At 62.6% G+C, this 19,067-nt stretch carries 21 protein-coding genes; 15 read left to right on the forward strand and 6 right to left on the reverse strand.

Features of this window, described 5'->3' with window-relative positions; genetic code table 11:
• Positions 1-49 precede the first annotated feature (49 nt).
• The 5 genes from rsxC to CKO42_RS15210 all read left to right on the forward strand — a co-directional run bounded on the left by rsxC (position 50) and on the right by CKO42_RS15210 (position 4,781).
• Positions 50-1,711 carry an electron transport complex subunit RsxC gene (gene rsxC / locus CKO42_RS15190; RefSeq protein WP_200245811.1) on the forward strand — a complete coding sequence of 554 codons (1,662 nt, stop codon included), beginning with the start codon at positions 50-52 and terminating at the stop codon, positions 1,709-1,711.
• Positions 1,705-2,802, forward strand: a complete 1,098-nt coding sequence (locus tag CKO42_RS15195) for an RnfABCDGE type electron transport complex subunit D (protein WP_200245813.1) — start codon at positions 1,705-1,707, stop codon at positions 2,800-2,802. The genes rsxC and CKO42_RS15195 overlap by 7 nt, the downstream gene beginning before the upstream one ends.
• A complete protein-coding gene (locus tag CKO42_RS15200) occupies positions 2,799-3,497 on the forward strand; it encodes an RnfABCDGE type electron transport complex subunit G (protein WP_200245821.1) in 699 nt (232 codons plus the stop codon). Before CKO42_RS15195 ends, CKO42_RS15200 begins: the two co-directional genes overlap by 4 nt.
• A 167-nt stretch (positions 3,498-3,664) precedes the next feature.
• Positions 3,665-4,375, forward strand: coding sequence for an electron transport complex subunit E (locus CKO42_RS15205; protein WP_200245823.1), 711 nt, complete (start codon positions 3,665-3,667; stop codon positions 4,373-4,375).
• Between the two features lie 145 nt (positions 4,376-4,520).
• On the forward strand, positions 4,521-4,781 hold the full coding sequence (locus tag CKO42_RS15210) for an RnfH family protein (protein ID WP_200245825.1): 261 nt from the start codon (positions 4,521-4,523) through the stop codon (positions 4,779-4,781).
• Between the two features lie 157 nt (positions 4,782-4,938).
• Here CKO42_RS15210 and nifM read toward each other — a convergent pair whose 3' ends face one another.
• From nifM to CKO42_RS15240, 6 genes are all read right to left on the reverse strand, one after another.
• Positions 4,939-5,862: a nitrogen fixation protein NifM gene (gene nifM / locus CKO42_RS15215; RefSeq protein ID WP_200245827.1), complete on the reverse strand. Its 924-nt coding sequence runs from the start codon at positions 5,860-5,862 to the stop codon at positions 4,939-4,941.
• Positions 5,859-6,401, reverse strand: coding sequence for a nitrogen fixation protein NifZ (locus CKO42_RS15220; RefSeq protein ID WP_200245829.1), 543 nt, complete (start codon positions 6,399-6,401; stop codon positions 5,859-5,861). Before CKO42_RS15220 ends, nifM begins: the two co-directional genes overlap by 4 nt.
• Entirely contained in the window at positions 6,401-6,796 is a 396-nt protein-coding gene (gene nifW / locus CKO42_RS15225; RefSeq protein WP_200246011.1) for a nitrogenase-stabilizing/protective protein NifW, read from the reverse strand. Before nifW ends, CKO42_RS15220 begins: the two co-directional genes overlap by 1 nt.
• Positions 6,797-6,962: 166 nt before the next feature.
• Entirely contained in the window at positions 6,963-7,553 is a 591-nt protein-coding gene (locus tag CKO42_RS15230) for a hypothetical protein (protein WP_200245831.1), read from the reverse strand.
• A 26-nt stretch (positions 7,554-7,579) separates the two neighbouring features.
• The gene (nifV, locus tag CKO42_RS15235; protein ID WP_200245839.1) at positions 7,580-8,755 is read right to left on the reverse strand and encodes a homocitrate synthase; all 1,176 of its coding nucleotides are present in this window, start codon (positions 8,753-8,755) and stop codon (positions 7,580-7,582) included.
• A 94-nt stretch (positions 8,756-8,849) separates the two neighbouring features.
• The gene (locus tag CKO42_RS15240) at positions 8,850-9,122 is read right to left on the reverse strand and encodes a hypothetical protein (RefSeq protein WP_200245841.1); all 273 of its coding nucleotides are present in this window, start codon (positions 9,120-9,122) and stop codon (positions 8,850-8,852) included.
• A gap of 152 nt (positions 9,123-9,274) precedes the next feature.
• On the opposite strand from CKO42_RS15240, the gene CKO42_RS15245 reads away from it, so the two are divergent.
• The 10 genes from CKO42_RS15245 (at position 9,275) to CKO42_RS15290 (ending at position 19,039) form a co-directional block, all read left to right on the forward strand.
• Positions 9,275-9,862 carry a hypothetical protein gene (locus tag CKO42_RS15245; protein WP_200245843.1) on the forward strand — a complete coding sequence of 196 codons (588 nt, stop codon included), beginning with the start codon at positions 9,275-9,277 and terminating at the stop codon, positions 9,860-9,862.
• On the forward strand, positions 9,859-11,322 hold the full coding sequence (locus tag CKO42_RS15250; protein WP_200245845.1) for a sigma-54-dependent transcriptional regulator: 1,464 nt from the start codon (positions 9,859-9,861) through the stop codon (positions 11,320-11,322). The genes CKO42_RS15245 and CKO42_RS15250 overlap by 4 nt, the downstream gene beginning before the upstream one ends.
• A gap of 8 nt (positions 11,323-11,330) precedes the next feature.
• Entirely contained in the window at positions 11,331-11,849 is a 519-nt protein-coding gene (locus tag CKO42_RS15255; RefSeq protein ID WP_200245853.1) for an Hsp20/alpha crystallin family protein, read from the forward strand.
• 60 nt (positions 11,850-11,909) lie between these two features.
• Positions 11,910-14,045 (forward strand): CDC48 family AAA ATPase, encoded by a 2,136-nt coding sequence (locus tag CKO42_RS15260; RefSeq protein WP_200245855.1) that lies wholly within the window; start codon positions 11,910-11,912, stop codon positions 14,043-14,045.
• Positions 14,045-14,845, forward strand: coding sequence for a GvpL/GvpF family gas vesicle protein (locus CKO42_RS15265; RefSeq protein ID WP_200245857.1), 801 nt, complete (start codon positions 14,045-14,047; stop codon positions 14,843-14,845). The genes CKO42_RS15260 and CKO42_RS15265 overlap by 1 nt, the downstream gene beginning before the upstream one ends.
• Before the next feature lie 7 nt (positions 14,846-14,852).
• A complete protein-coding gene (locus CKO42_RS15270) occupies positions 14,853-15,743 on the forward strand; it encodes a GvpL/GvpF family gas vesicle protein (RefSeq protein ID WP_200245859.1) in 891 nt (296 codons plus the stop codon).
• Positions 15,736-17,193 (forward strand): PAS domain-containing sensor histidine kinase, encoded by a 1,458-nt coding sequence (locus tag CKO42_RS15275; RefSeq protein ID WP_200245861.1) that lies wholly within the window; start codon positions 15,736-15,738, stop codon positions 17,191-17,193. The genes CKO42_RS15270 and CKO42_RS15275 overlap by 8 nt, the downstream gene beginning before the upstream one ends.
• A gap of 23 nt (positions 17,194-17,216) precedes the next feature.
• Positions 17,217-17,624, forward strand: coding sequence for a response regulator (locus CKO42_RS15280; RefSeq protein ID WP_200245863.1), 408 nt, complete (start codon positions 17,217-17,219; stop codon positions 17,622-17,624).
• A 246-nt stretch (positions 17,625-17,870) separates the two neighbouring features.
• Positions 17,871-18,089, forward strand: a complete 219-nt coding sequence (gene gvpA, locus CKO42_RS15285; protein WP_200245878.1) for a gas vesicle structural protein GvpA — start codon at positions 17,871-17,873, stop codon at positions 18,087-18,089.
• A gap of 140 nt (positions 18,090-18,229) precedes the next feature.
• Positions 18,230-19,039, forward strand: a complete 810-nt coding sequence (locus CKO42_RS15290) for a hypothetical protein (RefSeq protein WP_200245881.1) — start codon at positions 18,230-18,232, stop codon at positions 19,037-19,039.
• Positions 19,040-19,067 lie beyond the last annotated feature (28 nt).

The following is a 19,067-nucleotide window of genomic DNA, read 5'->3' on the forward strand; positions in this document are numbered from 1 at the left end:
CTCTGTTGACGCATGATCCATTCTACTCACGCTCGCTGAGGCCTGTTCGATGCAACTGTTCCGAATCCGTGGCGGCGTGCATCCCGACGACCGCAAGACCCTCGCCGCTGGTCGGCCGATCGAGCCTTTGCCGATGCCGAAGCTGCTGCATATCCCGTTACAGCAGCATATCGGCGCGATCGCCAATCCGCTGGTGCAGCGACGTCAGTATGTCGCCAAGGGCGAGCGCATCGCCCAGGCTCAGGGCGCGGTCTCGGCGCCGATCCATGCGCCGACCTCGGGTCGCATCGTTGGGCTGGGTCTGTATCCCGCCAATCACCCCTCCGGACTCTCGGTGCGCACCATCACCCTGCAGCCGGATGGCAAGGATCGCTGGCACAAGCGTATCGAAGGCGTCGCTGATCCCTTTGCGTTGGAGCCGGCTGAGATCGCGCAGCGAGTGGCGGATGCTGGCGTCGTCGGCATGGGGGGCGCGACCTTTCCATCGGCGGTCAAGCTTGGGCTCGGCAAGCGCTACAAGCTGTCGACCTTGGTCATCAATGGCTCCGAGTGCGAGCCCTATCTGACCTGTGACGATCAACTGATGCGCGAGCAGGCTGAGGCGATCGTTGATGGTGCGCGCATCATGGCGCGGGCGCTTGGCGTCGATCGCCTGCTCATCGGAATCGAGGGCAACAAGCCCGAGGCGCTGGCGGCGATGCAACGGGCCACGGCCGAACTCGATGGGGCCGATGTGGTGCGACTGCCGATGCGTTATCCGATGGGCTCAGAAAAGCATCTGGTGCAGACCCTGACCGGTCAGGAGACACCGGCACGGGGGCTGACCGCCGATATCGGGGTCGTGGTGCATAACCCGGCGACCGCCTTCGCCGTGCATGAGGCGCTACGCTTCGGTCAGCCGTTGGTCTCGCGCGTCATCAGCGTCACCGGCGGGGCGATCAGCGCGCCGAAGAACCTGCGGGTGCTGATCGGCACCAAGATCGAAGACCTGATCGAGCATTGCGGGCGCTTCCGCGAAGACCCCGACCGTTTGATCGCCGGCGGGCCGATGATGGGGCAGCCGATCCCGGAGCTACGGGTGCCGGTGATGAAGGGCACTAACGGCATCCTGGCGCTGACCGCGGCTGAGACCGGCAAGCGCGAGCCGCAACCCTGTATCCGCTGCGGTAGCTGTGTGCAGGCCTGTCCCTGTGGGCTGGTGCCGCTCGGTATGGCGGCGCATGTGCGCAGTGGCGATCTCGATGGCGCGGTCTCGACTGGGCTGATGGATTGCATCGGCTGCGGCTCCTGCGCCTATGTCTGTCCGGCGCACATCCCGCTGGTGCAGTTCTTCAATCACGCCAAGGGTGAGCTGGCCGCGCGTGGTCGGGCCAAGCAGAAGCAGACAGAGACCAAACGCCTTGCCGAGCATCGTGCGCAGCGGCTCGAGGCGCAGAAGCGTGCCAAGCGTGAGGCGATGGCCAAGCGCAAGCGCGAGGCCGAGGCGAAGAAACAGGCTGAAGCGAAGGCACAGGCCGAAGCAAAGGCGCAGGCCGAGGCGAAGGCGCAGGCCGAGGCGGAGAGGCAGGCCGTAGCACATCAGCAGGTCATAGCAGCCAATCAGGCTGAGGCCAAGATCGAGCCTCAGACTGAGCCGTCGGCCGAAAACGGGCTCGAGCAAGCGCCTGAGTCGAATCAAGACAAGGCGGTTGCGGAGGCGCAAGCATGCTAGACAGTTCACTCCTCGCCAGCCCGCACGCGCATGCGCCGGTCAGCATCAGCCGCACCATGGGGCTGGTCCTGCTGGCGCTGCTGCCGGCGACGCTGCTCGGCCTCTGGCAATTTGGCTGGCCGGCGATCCTGTTATTCGCCGCCACGCTGAGTGCCGCGCTCCTGTTCGAGGCGTTGGCGCTGATCCTCGGCGGTAAGCCGCTGCGACCGACCCTGATGGATGGCTCGGCACTGCTCACCGGCTGGCTGCTGGTGATGACCTTGCCGCCCTGGGCGCCTTGGTGGATCGGCGTGCTGGGCGCCTTTATCGCCATCATCGTCGGCAAGCAGGTGTTTGGTGGACTGGGCCAGAACCTGTTCAATCCCGCGATGGTGGCGCGGGTGGTGTTGCTGGTCTCGTTTCCGCTGGAGATGACGCAGTGGGTGGGTCCACAGCCGCTGTTCTTCGAGCAGACGCCGGGGCTCAGCGCCGGACTGGCGATTAGTCTGGACGGGCTAGCCGCGCCCTGGGATGCGATGAGCGGCGCCTCGATCCTGGGCCAGGTCGATCTGATCCTGCAGCAGGGTGGCGATCTGGCCGCGGCGACCCCCGAGCTGTTTGCGCCGTTGCGTGCCTTGCTGGGTGGTATCCCTGGCAGCCTCGGCGAGACCTCGGCGCTGCTGCTGCTGCTCGGCGGGCTCTTCCTGATCCGCAAGGGCGTGATCGACTGGGTGATCCCGGTCGCGGTCCTGCTCGGCGTTGCGGTTCCGGCCAGCCTGCTGCACCTGCTCGACCCCGCACGCTTTGCCGGCCCGCTGCTGCATTTGCTCGCCGGCGCGACCCTGCTGACGGCCTTTTTCATCGCCACAGATCCGGTGACTTCGCCGGTCTCGCGGCTCGGTCAGACGGTGTTCGGGGCAGGGATCGGGCTGCTGATCTATCTGATCCGGACCTTCGGCGCCTATCCCGAGGGGGCCGCCTTCGCCATCCTGCTGATGAATGCGGCGACGCCGATGATCGATCATTACATCAAGCCGCGTATCTTCGGCCGCGATCGGCGCGGGCGCCCGCTGCCGGTGGCTGGGGATACCGCCCAGGAGCGCCAGCGATGAGCCGATCTCTGCCACAAACCTTCACCGATCGGGATGGCATCGGTTATCAGGCACTGCTGCTGGCTGGATTCGCGCTCGCCGCCTCGGTGCTGCTGGTGGTCGGGAATCTGGTCACCAAGGGGCCGATCGCCGAGCGCAAGGCCGAGGATCTGCTGGCGTCGCTGGAGCAGGTGATTCCCGCGGAGCTGCATGACAACGACCTGCTCGCGAATCCGATGATGATTCCGCGTTCGAGCTTAAACTCGGGTTCGGGTTCGAGCCGAAGCCCGAGCCGTCATGGCGAGAACCCGATCATCGTCTACCGCGCGCTGCGGGGGTTGGACGTGACGGCGGTCGCCTTTGAGACCCTTGGCCAAGGCTATGCCGGCCCGATCCGCGTGCTGCTCGGGATCGGTGTCGATGGACGCATCCTCGGCGCCCGGGTGCTGGCGCACAGCGAGACCCCAGGGCTTGGCGACAAGATCGAGATTGCGCGTGACGCTTGGATCACCGATTTCAATGGCCGCGATCTCACCGATCCGCCGCCCGAGCAGTGGGCAGTGAAGAAGGATGGCGGCGTCTTCGATCAATTCAGTGGCGCGACCATTACCCCACGTGCGGTGGTCGCGGCGATCAAGGGCGGACTCGAGATCTTCGCCGCGCAGCGCGATGCCTTGATCGCCTCAGTCGTGATCACGACCGAGACCAGCCAATAATGGCTCTCGTTCTAAGCATGGCGATTAAACCGCGTCCAGAGACAGAAACGTCATTTTTCCGCAGCGGGTGCGGTCAACATTGCACATCCCAAAATGGACGTGGTTTAGAAGCTGGCTTGATACATGACCTCAGAACATGACCTCAGATCCAGTGGGAAGCGCTCGCGATGACCAAAGACCTTAACGAGACCGCCCGTGAACGCACCCCTTGGGGCCGCATCGCTCGCGATGGGCTTTGGGACAACAATGTGGTGCTGGCGCAGATGCTGGCACTCTGCCCGTTGCTCGCGGTCACCGGCACTGCCACCAATGGGCTTGGCCTTGGACTGGCGTCGCTGGTGGTGATGGTTGCTTCGGGGCTTCTGGTCTCGAGTCTGCGCGGGCTGATCACACCGCAGGTGCGCATCCCGGTGTTCGTGCTGATCATCGCCACCTTGGTGACGTTGGTCGATCTGGCGATGAATGCCTGGCTGCACGATCTGCACAAGGTGCTCGGGCTATTCATTCCGTTGATCGTGACCAACTGCGCCATCCTCGGTCGCGCCGAGTCCTTCGCCTCGCGCAATCGGATTGCGCCGGCGGTGTTCGACGGGCTGATGATGGGCGTCGGCTTCACGCTGGTCCTCGTCACGCTCGGCGCGATGCGCGAGCTGATTGGCTCTGGAACCCTGTTCGCGAATGCCTCCTTGCTGCTCGGCGAGGCGATGGGCTTCTTGGAGGTGACGCTGATTTCGGACTATCGCGGCTTCTTGCTGATGATCTTGCCGCCGGGTGGTTTCCTAGCCCTAGGGTTCTTGCTGGCTGGCCAGCGACTGCTAAAACGGTTGCCGAACATCAAGCGCCGTGCACAGTCGGCCTCGCTTGCATCGCCAGGGTGATTGGCTGCTTTGGCTTGACGCTGATGCCTGTGGCCAAGTGTCGCTGCCGAGCCAGGCGAGATCCTCAGGCGAAACCTCCAGGCGAGATCCTGGTTGTTGACTGCTTTTCCATCCCATCAATTCAGCTCAACAAGAGGCTTGATCCATGCACATCGGTGTCGCCTACGCAGACAAGTTCAAACACACCTGGTTGAACCTTGACGTTCCGGACGGCAGCACGGTGCGCGAGGCGATTGAGCACTCGGGGCTGCTGCGCCAATATCCGGATATCGACCTCGACATCCAGCGTGTCGGCATCTTCGGCAAGCTCAGCAAGCTCGACGCCAAGGTCAACGACGGTGATCGGGTCGAGATCTACCGGCCTATCACTGTCGATCCCGAGACCGTTGAACGGCGTGATCGGTGAGGGTAGCGGTTGCCGTGTTTGTTGCACTCAGTCGTGAGTCTGGTCTTTGGGATTGAGCAGCGCAATCCAGTAGCCGGTGTCGGCGAAGACAGCTCGCATCAGACGGTTTTTTCGGCAGCTTAGAGAGACTGATCCGGATTGATCGGCTTTGTAATCTTCAAGCCTTCAAGCTCGCTAGCCATTGCCGCTGCTGCTCCTTGCGGCGGCGCTGTTCGAGCGCGCTGTGGATACGCGGCCGAACCGAATCGAACGGCAGCGTCTTGGCGGGATGGATGGCCTCGCAAAGCAGCAGGTGAAAGCCGAGCTCGGACTCGAGCACGCCGCTGAGCTGGCCTGCTGCAAGCGCGAACAACGCGGCATCGAGGGCGGGGTAGAGCTGGCCGCGGTTGAGCCTGCCAAGCTGACCGCCTTCCATCGCGGTTGGGCATTCGGAGCCTTTGCGGGCTTCATCGATAAAGGCGTTGAGCAGGGCGGCCGCTGGGGCATCGGCCTGGACGCTGGCCTGTGCTTGCAGGCGCTCGCTGATGGCGTCGATGCGTGCGCGTGCGGCACTGCGGCAATTTTCGGGATAGTCGTCGTTGATCGTGATCAGGATGTGGCGTGCGCTGCGGGTCTCGGGGGTGTCGAAGCGCTCGCGATGCAGCTCGTAGAAGAGCCGTTCATCGGCGTCGGTGATCGGCGCATGGCGCGCACCGACGCGCTGCATCACGGCATCGAAGATCAGCTCGCGGCGCAAGGCTTGGCGCAGCTCACGGCTGTTGAGACCATTACGCTTAAGGTCGGCCTCGAGCTCGCTTTGGCTCTCGTAGCGCTGCTTGACTGCTTGATAGGCGCGTTGGACCTGGGTATCGGGGATCAACACATCCAACGCTTCGGTACTCTTCAAGACCTGCTCTTCGAGGGCGAAGCTGCGCTGGGCCTGACGCTCGGCTTCAGCCAACTCGTCGCGAGACAGGGCAGGGATGTTGCGTTGAAAGCGAGCCGTTGCGGCGCGCAGCAGATGGTAGCGGTAGTGCTCGGGCTCGGCGTCCTGTTGACCGGACGCTGTGGGGTTGGGGGCAATGGCCTGCGATGCGCTCATGGGCTCTGCTCCGCGATGGCGGTCTGATTGCTGCGACTGAGGTCGTGCGTTGCGGTGACCGTAGACGACGAGAAGGACTCTGGGGGTGGAGCGGGCTCGAGCGCGGACTCCGGAACCTGCAACAGGCTGCAACCTGGGAAGAGGACATGGTAGGCGACCTCGCCGGTCTGCTCGGCCGTGGCTGGCCCGCGCAACACCTTGATCACCTCGCCGATGCGGCCTTGCTCGACCAGCACGCGCCCGCCGCGGCCGAGCGCAATCCGGGCGGCGACCTTTTCGCGCGACTCGAAACGGCTCGGCGTCCAGGGATCGCTGGCCGGCTGCAGTTCTTCCTCACGGCAGCCGACGATGCGATCACCGTCGAGGAAATGCACGCTGTAGATGATCTGGTCCTGCAGAAAGGTGCCGACATCGCGGACATAGCCGGTGCTGCCGCGGCGCACCAGCAGAGTGCCGGTTGATTGGCCAGGGAAGGTGCCATCGTTGCGCAGATTGCGCAGTACCCGCACCTCGTCGCCGTAGTCGTAGAGCGGCCGCATCAGAGGGGTTGCTCCGTCAGTGAAGCAGGCGCATTGCGGCTAGCGCTCGCGAGGAGCTGATCGAGGCCGACATTGACCTGCCGCGGCGCGCGCATCTTGAAGACGCGGAAGACCTTTTCGGTGCGCGCATCGGAGCCGACGAAATCTTGGTAGGCGCCGTGCAGGAGGTCGGCATAGAGCCGATAGCGGGCAGCGGCGCTATCTGGCGGCTCGTCGATCTCGCCGAGGTAGTCGTGGAAGCGTTGCAGGATGTGTAACCGATTCACATGCACGATGCTCGGCTCGAAGGTGACGCCGAAGTAGTCCAAAAAGTCTTCGGCGGTTTCGAGCTCGTCGAGATCAACCTCGAAGGCATCGATCGAGTCCGGGATCGGATGATTGAGCGTATCGGGCATCGGATTGGTCCTCGAATTCGTCATCGAATTCGTGCTCGAATACAACGGTGTCGATGTGTTGAGGTCAGCCATGGCGGTCTCCGTTATCGGGTCAAGGTCACTCTGGAATCGCGTGGTATCGGCTGCGCTCCATGCGCGGCGGTCTCAATCGCTCAATCTCAATCGCTCAATCGCCGAGCAGATGGACATTGCCACCGGCGTTGCTGATCTCTTCGCGCCGCAACGCCTTTTCGGCCCAGCTCAGCAGTTCGCTCGTGCCGAGCTGGTCCTTTTGATCGAAGGCGCGCACCGGGGCCAGTCGCTCGATCGCGGCCTGTGGTTGATGTTGGCGCAGGAGCAGCCAAGCTGCGCCCTTAAGCGCTAGGAGCAGAAATCGGGTGCTGGTCATCGAGTGCTGCGCTGCCCGCTCCAGGTCGGCCTGTCTGAGCTGGCGCCAATCCTCGGTCAGACCGAGCTGTCGGCTGCTCAGCAGGATCGCGCGATCGGCCATCATCACCGCCTCGGCATAGCGGTGGCGGTAATAGAAGAACCGATAGAGCGCGACGATCACCGAGAGATGCTCTGGGGCCTTGAGGTAGGCGCGCAGCAGGGCCCATTCCGCACTGTCGACGGAGGTCAGCTCCAGATCATCCTCGGATGAGCCGTCGAGTGCCTGTGAGCGATACTGTTGGCCGCTCTCGTCGAGCAGCTGCTGGACATCGTCCGGTAGCGACGTCTCGAAATACATCGCCTCGTTGTCGAGATCGAGCAGATCCATGAGGGTGCCTTGGTCTCGGTGTTGGCTCAGGCTAACCGTCTCTGGCCGGTCGCCGCTGGGCTTGTGGTCTGTTCCAAGAACCGCCGCAGGTCGGTGCTGGCCGGGGCGCGCTTGGTTTCGGTGACAAAGCGGCGCAGCAGTGGTAGCACCCGCTCCGCCTGCATGGCGTTGATATCGAGCTGCAGCAGTTGCTCGTAGGCGAGCCGAATCGCCTGGCGGCCAGAATGTTTGCCGAGCACGATCTGATGCTGGCGACCGACCTCTGCGGGGTCGATCCCCTGATAGTTCAGTGGGTCTTTGAGCAGGCCGTCGACATGGATGCCCGCCTCGTGGGTGAAGACACCATCGCCGACCAGGCTCTTGTGCCAGCCGATGGCATGGCCGGAGGCCTGCTCGACGAGCTTGGATAAGGCCTCGAACCGGGTCAGGTCAACGCCGGTTGCGATCTTCTGCACATGCTTGAGCCCCATCACGACCTCTTCGAGCGCGGCGTTACCCGCGCGCTCGCCAAGACCGTGCACGGTGGTGTTCACATGGGTGGCGCCGGCACGCACCGCGGCCAAGGTGTTCGCCGTGGCCAGGCCAAGGTCGTCATGCGCGTGCATCTCGATCTCGCAGTCGCAGACGCTGGCCAGATCGCGGATGCGCTCGAAGGTGCCGAAGGGGTCGAGTAGGCCGACGGTGTCGGCGAAGCGCAGCCGGCGTGCACCAGCCTGCTGCGCGGCCTCGGCGACCTGCTTGAGCCAGTCGGGATCGGCCCGCGAGGCATCCTCACAGCCGATACCGACCTCGAGCCCTTGCTCACGCGCGATACGGACCTCCCGGGCGATGCAGTCCAGTACCCAGGGGCGGTCGCGGCCGAGCTTGCGTGTGATCTGCTGATCGGAGACCGGGATCGAGAGATCGACTAGGTCGACGCCGAGATCGATGCAGGCATCGATATCCGCACTGCACATGCGTCCCCAGACCATCAGGCGCGCGTTGAGCCCAAGGTCAGCGACGGCCCGGATCGAGTCACGCTCGTCTTCGCCCATGGCCGGGATGCCGACCTCCAGCTCGGGCACGCCGAGGGCATCGAGCCCGCGTGCGATCGCCAGCTTCTCATCAAGCGAGAAGGCGACACCGGCCGACTGCTCGCCATCGCGCAGCGTGGTGTCGTTGATGCAGACCCATGGGGGCGTCGAAGTCTCGGTCAGCGACATCGGTCTGAACTCCAATGGCGGATTGTACCGGAGGCACTGTCGGAGCAGCGTCGATCGTGCTGCTTCGGCATCGCCGGTTGCGCGTTATTGGCTTTTAAGCAAACTCTGGGCCAGATTTGATAGGATTTAAAATCAATGGCTTATCGATGAGGGCCGAGGTTTTTGGAGCGGCTCCGACCCGATGTGGCTCAGGGCGTGTCGCAGATCCGACAGGAAAAATCGTCACAAGGCCGATCAAGATCGGCGAATAGAGCACCCATGACGGCAGCACGCCCGCGAAGATCGCAAACTCCAGTACCGGCTCGCAGGAGATTCTCAGCATGCAGCGCCTGGCACGGTCAGGCTTCGAACGGCGTAGCTTCTTCATGAAGAAGTGTCAAGTTCGGTTGCGCGTAATCCATGAAGGGTCCATGGTGATCATTGACCCTTTCCAGTCAGCCTGCCTGTTTCACAGCTGACGGTTCGACATCACTTGAACGCAACGGCTCCGCAGGCGGGTTGCTCGTCAGGATGAACAGGATGCGCATACTGATCTATCTACCGATTATTCATACCGCAGAAGATTTGGGCGGGCTCGCCGGGGCTGTGGCTCAGGCTCGGACAAGCGAGGCCGCGCGGCAACAGCATGAACAGACCATCAGTCTGGTCTGGGATCAGATCGAGCAGGTGTTGGAGTCGCTTCCAATTGGCCCTTCAGGCTGGCGTCTCTACCAAGACGGCCTGCCGGTGTGTGAGCAGGAAAAGGCGATCGTCGACGAGCTTGCTGCCGGTGGCAGTCGCAATCACCGGCTCCTACAGCAGCTGATCGAGCGCGGTGCTGAGCTCATGGGCACCGAGTCTGGCGACCTGTTAGTTGACGAATATCAACTGCAAAAACAGCTGCTTGCGATTAAAGCGCCGGATGCCGAGAAGGATGTCACGGCAGCAGCCTTATTGAGCCAGCGTGATGCCTGGATCGGTCATCGGATCAATCAAACACTGCAGCAGGGCGAGGTGGGCATTCTCTTCATCGGGCTGCTGCATAACGTCGAAGCCCACCTCGATGCCGATATCCAGCTGCGGTATCCGGTTGGCAAGCCAGCGCTCAGTTCGGCGGAGGTTCAATGACCGCGGCTGCAGGCCCCGTCGAGGCCAGTCCAGAGGCCTTGATCGTCGATGACGATCAGGATCTTTGCGGCATGCTGAGCCTGGTGCTCAGCCGTGGTGGCTTCGATGTGCGTACAACCCACGACGGCAACAGTGCGCTGAGCTGTGTTAACCAGCGCATGCCCGACGTGATGTTGATGGATGTGAAGATGCCGGGGCCGGATGGGATGGAGGTGCTGCGGCGTGTACACAGCAGCCATCCACAGCTGCCGGTGGTGATGATGACCTCGTTTGCCGGGGTGTCGCAGGCGGTCGAGGCCATCAAGGCCGGGGCCGCGGATTACCTGGCGAAGCCGTTTGATAACCGGCACGCGGTAAGCGTGTTGAAGCAGGTGGTCAAGCAGGCTGAGGACAGTGTGCTTGCAGGTGCCCAGGCATCAAGTGCCGGTACTCAGGCTCATACCAACGCCACCAAAGCGACCTCGCTGCAGAGCCACCTCAGGGCGACGATGGGATCGAGCCCCCGGGTGCAGCGGCTGGTGCGGGACATGGCGGCGGTTGCTGAGAGCAATTTCTCGGTGATCATCCAGGGCGAGACCGGGACCGGTAAGGAGCTTGTCGCGCGTACCCTGCATACGTTTAGCGCCCGCTCGGAGGGGCCGTTTATCGCGGTCGACTGCGGTGCCATCGCGGCGTCGCTGCTCGAGAGCGAGCTGTTTGGGCATGAGAAAGGCGCCTTCACCAGCGCCGATAGCCGCAGTATCGGCAAATTCGAGGCGGCCGCCGGGGGCACGCTGTTCTTGGATGAGATCGGCAACATGCCACTGCAGGCGCAGGCCTCGATGCTGCGGGTGCTGCAGGAGCGGGTGCTCTACCGGGTGGGCGGTCAGCAGCCGATCAAGATCGATTGCCGGGTGCTGGTGGCTACTCATGAGGATCTGCAGCAGGCCGTCGAGGACGGTCGTTTTCGCGAGGATCTCTGGTATCGGCTGAATGAGTTTCAGCTCTGTGTGCCGCCGCTACGTGAGCGGCGTGAAGACATCCTGCACCTCGCGGAGCAGTTTCGCCGGCAGGCCGAGATCGATCTGGCGAAGCCGGTGCCGAGCTTCTCCGCGGCCGCGCAGCAGCGCCTGCTGGCCTTCGATTGGCCCGGCAATGTGCGCGAATTGCGAGCGGTAGTCAGGCGCGCCGCGCTGCTCGCCGAGGAGCAGATCGATGTTGAGCATATCCAGCTGCGGAGCCGGGACCGCTCGGTGCTGGCAGCGGCCGGTGCGCCGGTGACCGCTGCGCAGGCGCTGCCTGTCGGTGAGCGCTCGATGCGCGAGATCTTGTTAGACAGCAAGCAGCAATTGGAGCGCGCGCTCTTGGATAAGGCCCTGGGATTGGCGCATGGCAATAAGGCCGAGGCCGCACGGCTGCTGCAGGTCGATTACAAGACGATCCATAACAAATTGAAACAATTCGGACTACAGCATCAGTGAGGTGAATGATGAGTGATCGATCGCAGGCGGGTGGCGGTATCGAAGGTGTGCTGCATGGTCTTGGTGACCTGGTTGAGAAGCTAGGGCAACTGGCCGAGACCGGCGAGCAGCTCAAGCGCAGTGGTCAGTTCGATCTGCAGTCCGATAGTGGTCAGGACATGAAGGCCGTCTATGGGTTTTCGGTCAGGTTTGGTGCTGGCGGCGACGGCGCTACCGCCAGCGAGCCGAAGGTAGAGCCGTTTGGCAATGTGCGCCGCGATGAGCACACCGGTGTCTCGGTGGTGCAGGAGGTGACTGAGCCGATGATCGATGTCTTCGACGAGCAGGATCACATCAAGGTGGTCGCAGAGCTGCCGGGCATTGCCGATGAAGATGTCAAGCTGGAACTGGACGAGGACATCCTGTTGCTGCAGGCCGAGCGCGGCGAGAAGAAGTATCGCAAAGAGATCCTGCTGCCGCGGGTCTGCGATCCGAACAAGCTGGCCTATAGCTGCCGCAACGGCATCCTCGAAGTTCGTTTGACCTAATTGGGCACCTAATTGGGCGTGCGAGCGCGCTGACGACCATACTGCTACTAGGAGAGACCGATGTCCGAGCCACTGAAGCTCAAGGTTGCCGAGGCCTTGCCAAAGGACGCCGGGCGCGGTTATGCGCGCCTCGATCCGGTCGATATCGACCGACTGGGTTTGGAGCTGGGCGATATCGTGCAGATCAAGGGTGCTGCAGCGAGCGTTGCGAAGGTGATGCCGGCCTATCCGCAGATGCGTGGCAAGGGTTGCGTTCAGCTCGACGGCATCACGCGCAAGAATGCCGAGGTGGCGGTGGATGAGCAGGCGCTGGTGCAGCCGCTGCCCTGGCAGCCGGCCCGACAGGTGGTGCTTATCCCGACGACGGTGACGCCTGGAAAGCGCGATCTCGACTACATCGGGGGCCTATTGGATGGGCTGCCGGTGGTGAAGGGTGATCTGGTGCGCGCCTCGCTGTTCGGCAGTCGGTCGGCAGATTTTACGGTGGCCGATTGCGATCCACGCGGGGCGGTGGTGATCAACCCCACCACCTCGCTGGTGATTGGCAAGCGCAGCGAGCATGCGAAAGCAGCACCGCCCAGCACCACCATGACCTATGAGGATGTCGGTGGCCTGCGCAGCCAGGTGCAGCGTATTCGCGAGATGATCGAGCTGCCGCTGCGCCATCCGCAGGTGTTCGAGCGGCTTGGCATCGATGCGCCCAAGGGCATCTTGCTGCATGGCCCGCCCGGCTGCGGTAAGACCCTGATTGCGCGCATCATTGCCCAGGAGAGCCACGCTAACTTCTTCAGCGTGAGCGGGCCGGAGATCGTGCATAAGTTCTATGGCGAGAGTGAGGCCCATCTGCGCAAGATCTTCGAGGAGGCCGCGCGCAAGGGGCCGAGCATCATCTTCATGGATGAGATCGACGCCATTGCGCCGCGTCGCGATAAGGTGGTCGGCGATGTCGAGAAGCGCATCGTGGCGCAGCTGTTGGCGCTGATGGATGGCTTGACGCGGCGCCAGAATCTGATCGTGATCGCGGCGACCAACCTGCCGAATGCGATCGATCCGGCCTTGCGTCGGCCCGGGCGCTTCGATCGCGAGCTGGCGATCCCGATCCCGGATCGCGTTGGACGCCGCGAGATCCTCGAGATCCATAGTCGCGGCATGCCGCTGAATGAGGATGTGGCGCTGGCGCAGCTGGCGGAGATCACCCATGGCTTCGTCGGGGCGGATCTCGAGGCGCTGTGTCGCGAGGCGGCGATGAGCACCTTGCGCCGCCTGCTGCCGGATATCGGCGTCTCGCTGGCGGAGATGCCGATCGATCGGCTCACCGGTGTGACCGTTGATATGGAGGATTTCGTCACCGCGCTGCGCGAGGTCGAGCCCTCGGCGATCCGTGAGCTGTTCGTCGAGGTGCCCGATGTCCACTGGGACGATGTCGGCGGGTTGGATGCGATTCGACAGCGTTTGGTGGAGGCGGTCGAGTGGCCGCTGAGCTATCCGCAGCTGTTTGAGCAGGCGGGCGTTCGACCCCCGAAGGGGCTGTTGTTGGCGGGTCCGCCTGGGGTGGGCAAGACCATGATCGCGAAGGCGGTGGCGAATGAGAGCGGGGTCAATGTCATCGCCGTGAAGGGTCCGGAGCTGATGTCGCGCTACGTCGGTGAGTCTGAGGCCGGGGTGCGGGAGCTGTTTCATAAGGCGCGTCAGGCGGCACCCTGCATCATCTTCTTGGATGAGGTGGATGCGGTGGTGCCGGCGCGCGGTGCGGGCGCGACCGATTCGCATGTGGCAGAGCGGGTGTTGAGTCAGTTCCTGGCCGAGCTGGACGGGCTGGAGGAGCTGAAGGGCGTGTTCGTACTGGGTGCCACCAACCGCGCTGATCTGATCGATGCGGCCATGTTGCGCCCCGGCCGCTTCGATGAGGTGGTGGAGATTCCGCTGCCGACCGAGCTGGATCGGCGCGCCATCCTGGCTGTGCATCTGCGGGGTAAGCCGGGGGCTGAGGCGGTGGATGTCGAACAGCTCGCGATCAGTACCGATGGCACCAGTGGTGCTGAGCTGGCAGCGCTCTGCAATCGCGCGGCGCTGCGGGCGATTCGCCGGGCCGTTGCGCAGGGCGGTGGTGATCCGCTGGCGGTGGCGGCGGTGCAGCTGGAGCTGGACGATATCAACAGCGCGCTGCAGGAGCTGATGGGCCCGGATATCTGCTGATGGCTGTTGACGCTGTCACTGAGCTGAAGGATGGCGAGGCGCTGTATCTCTATGCCGTGGTGCGCAGCGCCGAGCCGATGCGGTTGGATGTGCCGGGCATTGATGCCGCACGACCGCTGATGGCGCTGCACCATGCCGGCTTGACGGCGATTGTGAGTGCGGTGTTGCTGACAGCGTTTCGTGGGCCGCAGGGCGAGCAGAATCTTGCCGATCTGGGCTGGCTGGGGCCGCGCGCCTTGGCGCATGAGGCGGTGATCGAGCGGTTGATGGCACAGTGCACCGTCTTTCCGCTGCCGCTCGGTACCCTGTTTTCATCGAGACAGGCGTTACGCGAGGCCTTGGATGCTCGGCGCGAGCAGATTGAGTCGGCCTTGGAGCGGCTGCGGGGCTGTCGCGAGTGGGCGGTCCAGGGGCACTTGGATCGGGAGGCAGCACTGGATGCGCGCATGGATGAGGCGATCGCGAGTGGGCGTTATGTGCCGGCGGTGTCATTGGGGCGGCAGCATCTGGAGAAGCAGCGCCTGCGGCGTGAGCTGGCGCGCGATCTCGATGCCTGGCTGTTGATGCGCACCGCGCCCCTGGCCGAGACCTTGCGTCGGCAGTGTGCGGGTTTTTGCGAGCGGCAGCTGCAGGCCGATCAGGGATGGGTCTTCAATTGGGCGGTGCTGGTGAGGCAGCAAGAGACGGCGCACTTTCACCAGATCCTCGACGAGGCGCGAGCTGTGCAGGCGGTTCGGGGCTTGCGCTTGGCCTGTAAGGGGCCTTTCGCGCCCTATAGTTTCTGTGGAAAGGCGCCCTGAGTCGGTCATGGGGCTCATGCTCTATTGCATTGGCGCTGATCGCGGCTCGATGCCGCCGCGGGGGTTGGTCGCGGATGAGACGGATGAGACGGATGAGGCGAATAGCGCGATTGATGCCGCGACCGATGCAGCGACCGATGCACTGGATACCCCCTTGCAGGCGGTCTCGGCGCATGGCTTGACGGCCTGGGTCGGCGAGAACGCAGAGGCTTCACAAAATGCGCAAGATGCGCAAGCGGCACTCGCCTTTGGCCGTGCGATCGAGGCCTTGCATCGGACGATGACCGTGATCCCGTTGCGTTATGGCTGCGTGTTTGCTGATACCGCAGCTGTAGAGGCGCACCTAGGCGAACAGCAGCATCGTTATCGGGCGCTGCTCGAGGAGCTCGAGGACTGCGTCGAGCTGAGTCTGCGGATTCCTGTGGTGGCTGCGGAGACTGGCTTGGGCTCAGGCTTGAGCTCAGGTTTGGGCTCAGGTTTGGGTGCAGCAGGCTTGGCTGTAGGCTTGGAAATGGACTTGGAGCCGGTCACGGACTCAGCGCCGTCGGGCGCTGAGCTGCGCCGTGGACGCTCCTATCTGCTCGGGCGCAAGCAGAGGCTTGCCGCGGAGCAGGCGGCAGTGCGCGCGGCCGAGGCGCTCGATCAGCCGCTGACTGGACTGGTGCGGCGGCGCGACATCGAGTCGGGCTGGTTTGCGGGGCAGGCGATGGTCTCGGCACATTATCTGGTGCCGCGGGAACAGTTGGAGCAGGTGGATGCAGTGCTGCATGAGGCCGCGCTGAGCCGCGCTGCAGAGACCGCCTCCGCGCCCTGGCTGTTGAGCGGGCCTTGGCCCCCTTTTCATTTTGCTGCGCTCGCGGAGCTCCCGCCTGCAGATTCAGCGGATCATCATGTCTGACCCCAGCGATCACGACAACCTACCCCTTGGCTATCAACAACTGCTCGATGGGATTCCCTCGACCGTCTTGTTGGTCAGTGAATCCTTGCGCATTTGCGCCGTCAATCAGCATTTTTTGGAGAAGAGCCGTCGTCGTGAGCGCGATACCCTCGGGCGCCGGATTACCGAGGTCTTTCCGCGTGTCATCCTAGAGCGCACCGACCTGCAGGCCAACATCGAGCAGGTCTTCCGCAGCGGCCAGCCGATGCGCGGGGAGCAGATGAGCTATCGTGCGCCGGGCATTTCCAGGCGGGTCTATTTCTACTCGATCGTGCCCTTGTCTTGTGAGAACGGATCGAAGCGGGTGATGCTGTTCGTGGAGGATGTCAGCGAGCGGGCTCGCCTATCGGAAGAGGTGCGCCGGGTCGAGCGACGTCTGGCGTCGGTGGTCGAAAGCGCCAGTGATATCGTGCTGTCGACCGATAACGAGGGCCGCATCCGAACCTGGAATCCGGCGGCTGAGACCCTGTCAGGATTATCGGCTGCTGATGTGTCCGGTCGCTGGTTTGCGCAGCTCTGCGCCGAAGAAGACATCGATGAGGCCTCAAGAGTGCTGGCGCAGATCAAGGCCGGCAGCCAGTCGCAGACGGCGGAATGGCGATTGCCGACCGGCTCGGGACAGTCGCTGTTGGTGTCTTGGGTGTTCTCGGCGATGCGCGATGACTATGGCGAGATGATCGGCATGGTGGCGGTAGGGCGTGATCTCACCGAGCGGCGAGAGCTGGAGATGCATCTGCGCCAATCGCAAAAGCTGGCGGCGCTTGGGGTGATGGCCGGTGGCATCGCGCACGAGATCCGCAATCCCTTGTCAACCTGCTACTCCGCCGTGCAGTTTCTGGATGATCCGGATCTGGATGCGGATCTGCGCCGTGAATGCATCGATAAGATCAAGGCCAGTGTCGAGAAGGCCTCGGGCATCATTGAGAATCTGCTGCGCTTTGCGCGGCCTTCGGCCGATGACGAGATGCAGGAAACCGATTTATGTGCTGTGCTGAAGGATACGACCGAATTAGTGGCCAATCAGGTCAAGGTCCAGCAGATCAGTTTGACATTGAGCCTCGAGGTTCCTCATCTGCAGCTGCGGGCGATCCCGAATCTGCTGCAGCAGGTGTTCTTGAATCTGCTCTTGAATGCCATTAACGCCATGCCGGATGGCGGCGAGCTACGGGTTGAGCTGCGTCAGGTGCAGAACCTGGCGCTTGTTGATGTGACTGACACCGGTGTCGGCATTCCGAGCAGCGAGCTACAGAAGATCTTCGACCCTTTCCATACCAGTCGACAGACGCCAAACGGCACCGGACTCGGGCTGTCGATCTGCTATTCCATCATCCAGCGCCATCTTGGCTCGATCAGTGTGACCAGTCGAGTGGGTGAGGGAAGTACCTTCCGTGTTCAGCTGCCGATCCTGTGATAAGGGTCACAGCGGCTTGAGCAATGCGCGAGGTCAGCGTCCTACTGGTCGATGACGAGCCCAATATTTGCTGGGCCATCAAGGCGCTCTTACGTCCTCCGCGTTATCGGCTATTGAGTCTGAACAGCGGCTCGGAGGCCCTGTCGCGACTTCAGCACGAGTCCTTCGAGCGCATCATTGTGGATGCCAAGCTCCAGGATATGAATGGGCTGGACTTGGCACGGCGCATTCGCCTGCTCAATCCTGAGGCCTGGATTGTACTGATCTCGGCCTTCTATTACAGCGATGATCAGACCGTGACCGCGGCCTTGAGCGAGGGCAGCATTCAGCGCTTCGTGGCCAAGCCTTTCTCGCATCAAGCACTGCTGGACGCCCTCGATCCTGAGCCGCCAGTGGCAGAGGGGTCTGACGACCCACTTGCTAGCCGTTAATAATTCTCAATCACTATGGCTTGGTTACCATACCTATGGAATCTGTTCCATGGTTTATCGATCAGAATATTAGCCAAGACGATTTTTCTGGACAAGCCAAGCTGATCTTTTGGCAATATAAATCAATAGCTTGGACTTTTTTTCTTCCTGTCGTCGATCTTGGCCCATGAGTTGCAACCTTATCACTGACAGCGCAACCGCACTGTCTCTGAAGTTAAATGCGCTTTGCCGCATAGGAGTAGATACATGGCTAACATCGCAAAATCCACTGACTCCTCAAGTCTGGCCGAAGTTGTTGATCGCATCCTCGACAAAGGCATCGTGGTTGATGCGTGGGTTAAGGTCTCGCTGGTTGGTATCGAGCTGCTCTCGGTTGAGGCCCGCGTGGTCGTGGCTTCGGTTGAGACCTACCTGAAGTATGCTGAGGCCATTGGCCTGACCGCCAGCGCTGCAGCGCCCGCCTGAATGACATGAAGTCATGGCAGCCTCGGGGTTAACTGATCACTTTGATGAGTCCTCGAGGAGGTTCCGCCTGTTGGCTTGCCAACAGGCGGGACTTGTTGGTCTTAGATTGGCCTGAGGAGATAGGTTAGAGGAGACAGATGATGGGCAAGATTTTAGATGATATGACGCATTTGCGCGGCGATATCGATCGCGCGCGCGAGGTCCGCGCGCAGGCTCAACAGGGGCGCTCCGAGCAGCTTGCGGATCGTGCATCAATGGTTGAGCGCATGCTCACCGGCTTTGCCGCGACGCGAGCCAACCAGGGTGCGGCTGACCGAGCCTCGCGTCAGCAGTTTCTCGCCGGCTTGGAGCAAGATATCAACGCTTTGAACCAAGGTGTGCGCGACAGGATGCAAACCCTGCATCAAACCAGGGTCGAGCAGGCGGCGGCTGCGGCCGGTGAGCGTCGCGCGCAGGTCGAGGCGATCGCTGACGACATCCGCGGGACGCTTGGCGACTTCAAACAGAAGATGAGCGCGTTTCGCTCCGATTACCTGGCGTCTGTCAATGAGGATGCCTTTGCGCGTGCTGGATTCGTCGCCAATACCGGGCGTCAGGTTGCTGAACTGGTTGGTGGCTTCAGGCGGGAGCGCAGCGAACAGGCTGCGACGGATGCTCAGGCGCGAATCGCTTTCATCAAGGAACTGGGCAGCCAGGTCGCTGAGATCCAGAGCTCGGTGGCTAAGGATCTGGATGGGGTGAGGCAATTGTTCGGCAGTGGCAACTTTAGTGATCCGATTGGCCGGCGACCAGCGGCTCCTAGCAAGCCAAGCAAGCCCACAGCGATGCATGCACAGGCTCAGCCTCAGCCTGCTGCGAAAGAGAGCAAGCCTTCGGCAGCTGAGCGCGACACGAAGAAGCCAAACGCTCAGCAAGCAGCAAAGGCGAAGGAGCCGAAAACGGGCGACTAAGAAAGGGATCAATGCCTGAGCGCTGGTT

The organism is Lamprobacter modestohalophilus, assembly GCF_016583905.1.
Taxonomy (GTDB): domain Bacteria; phylum Pseudomonadota; class Gammaproteobacteria; order Chromatiales; family Chromatiaceae; genus Lamprobacter; species Lamprobacter modestohalophilus.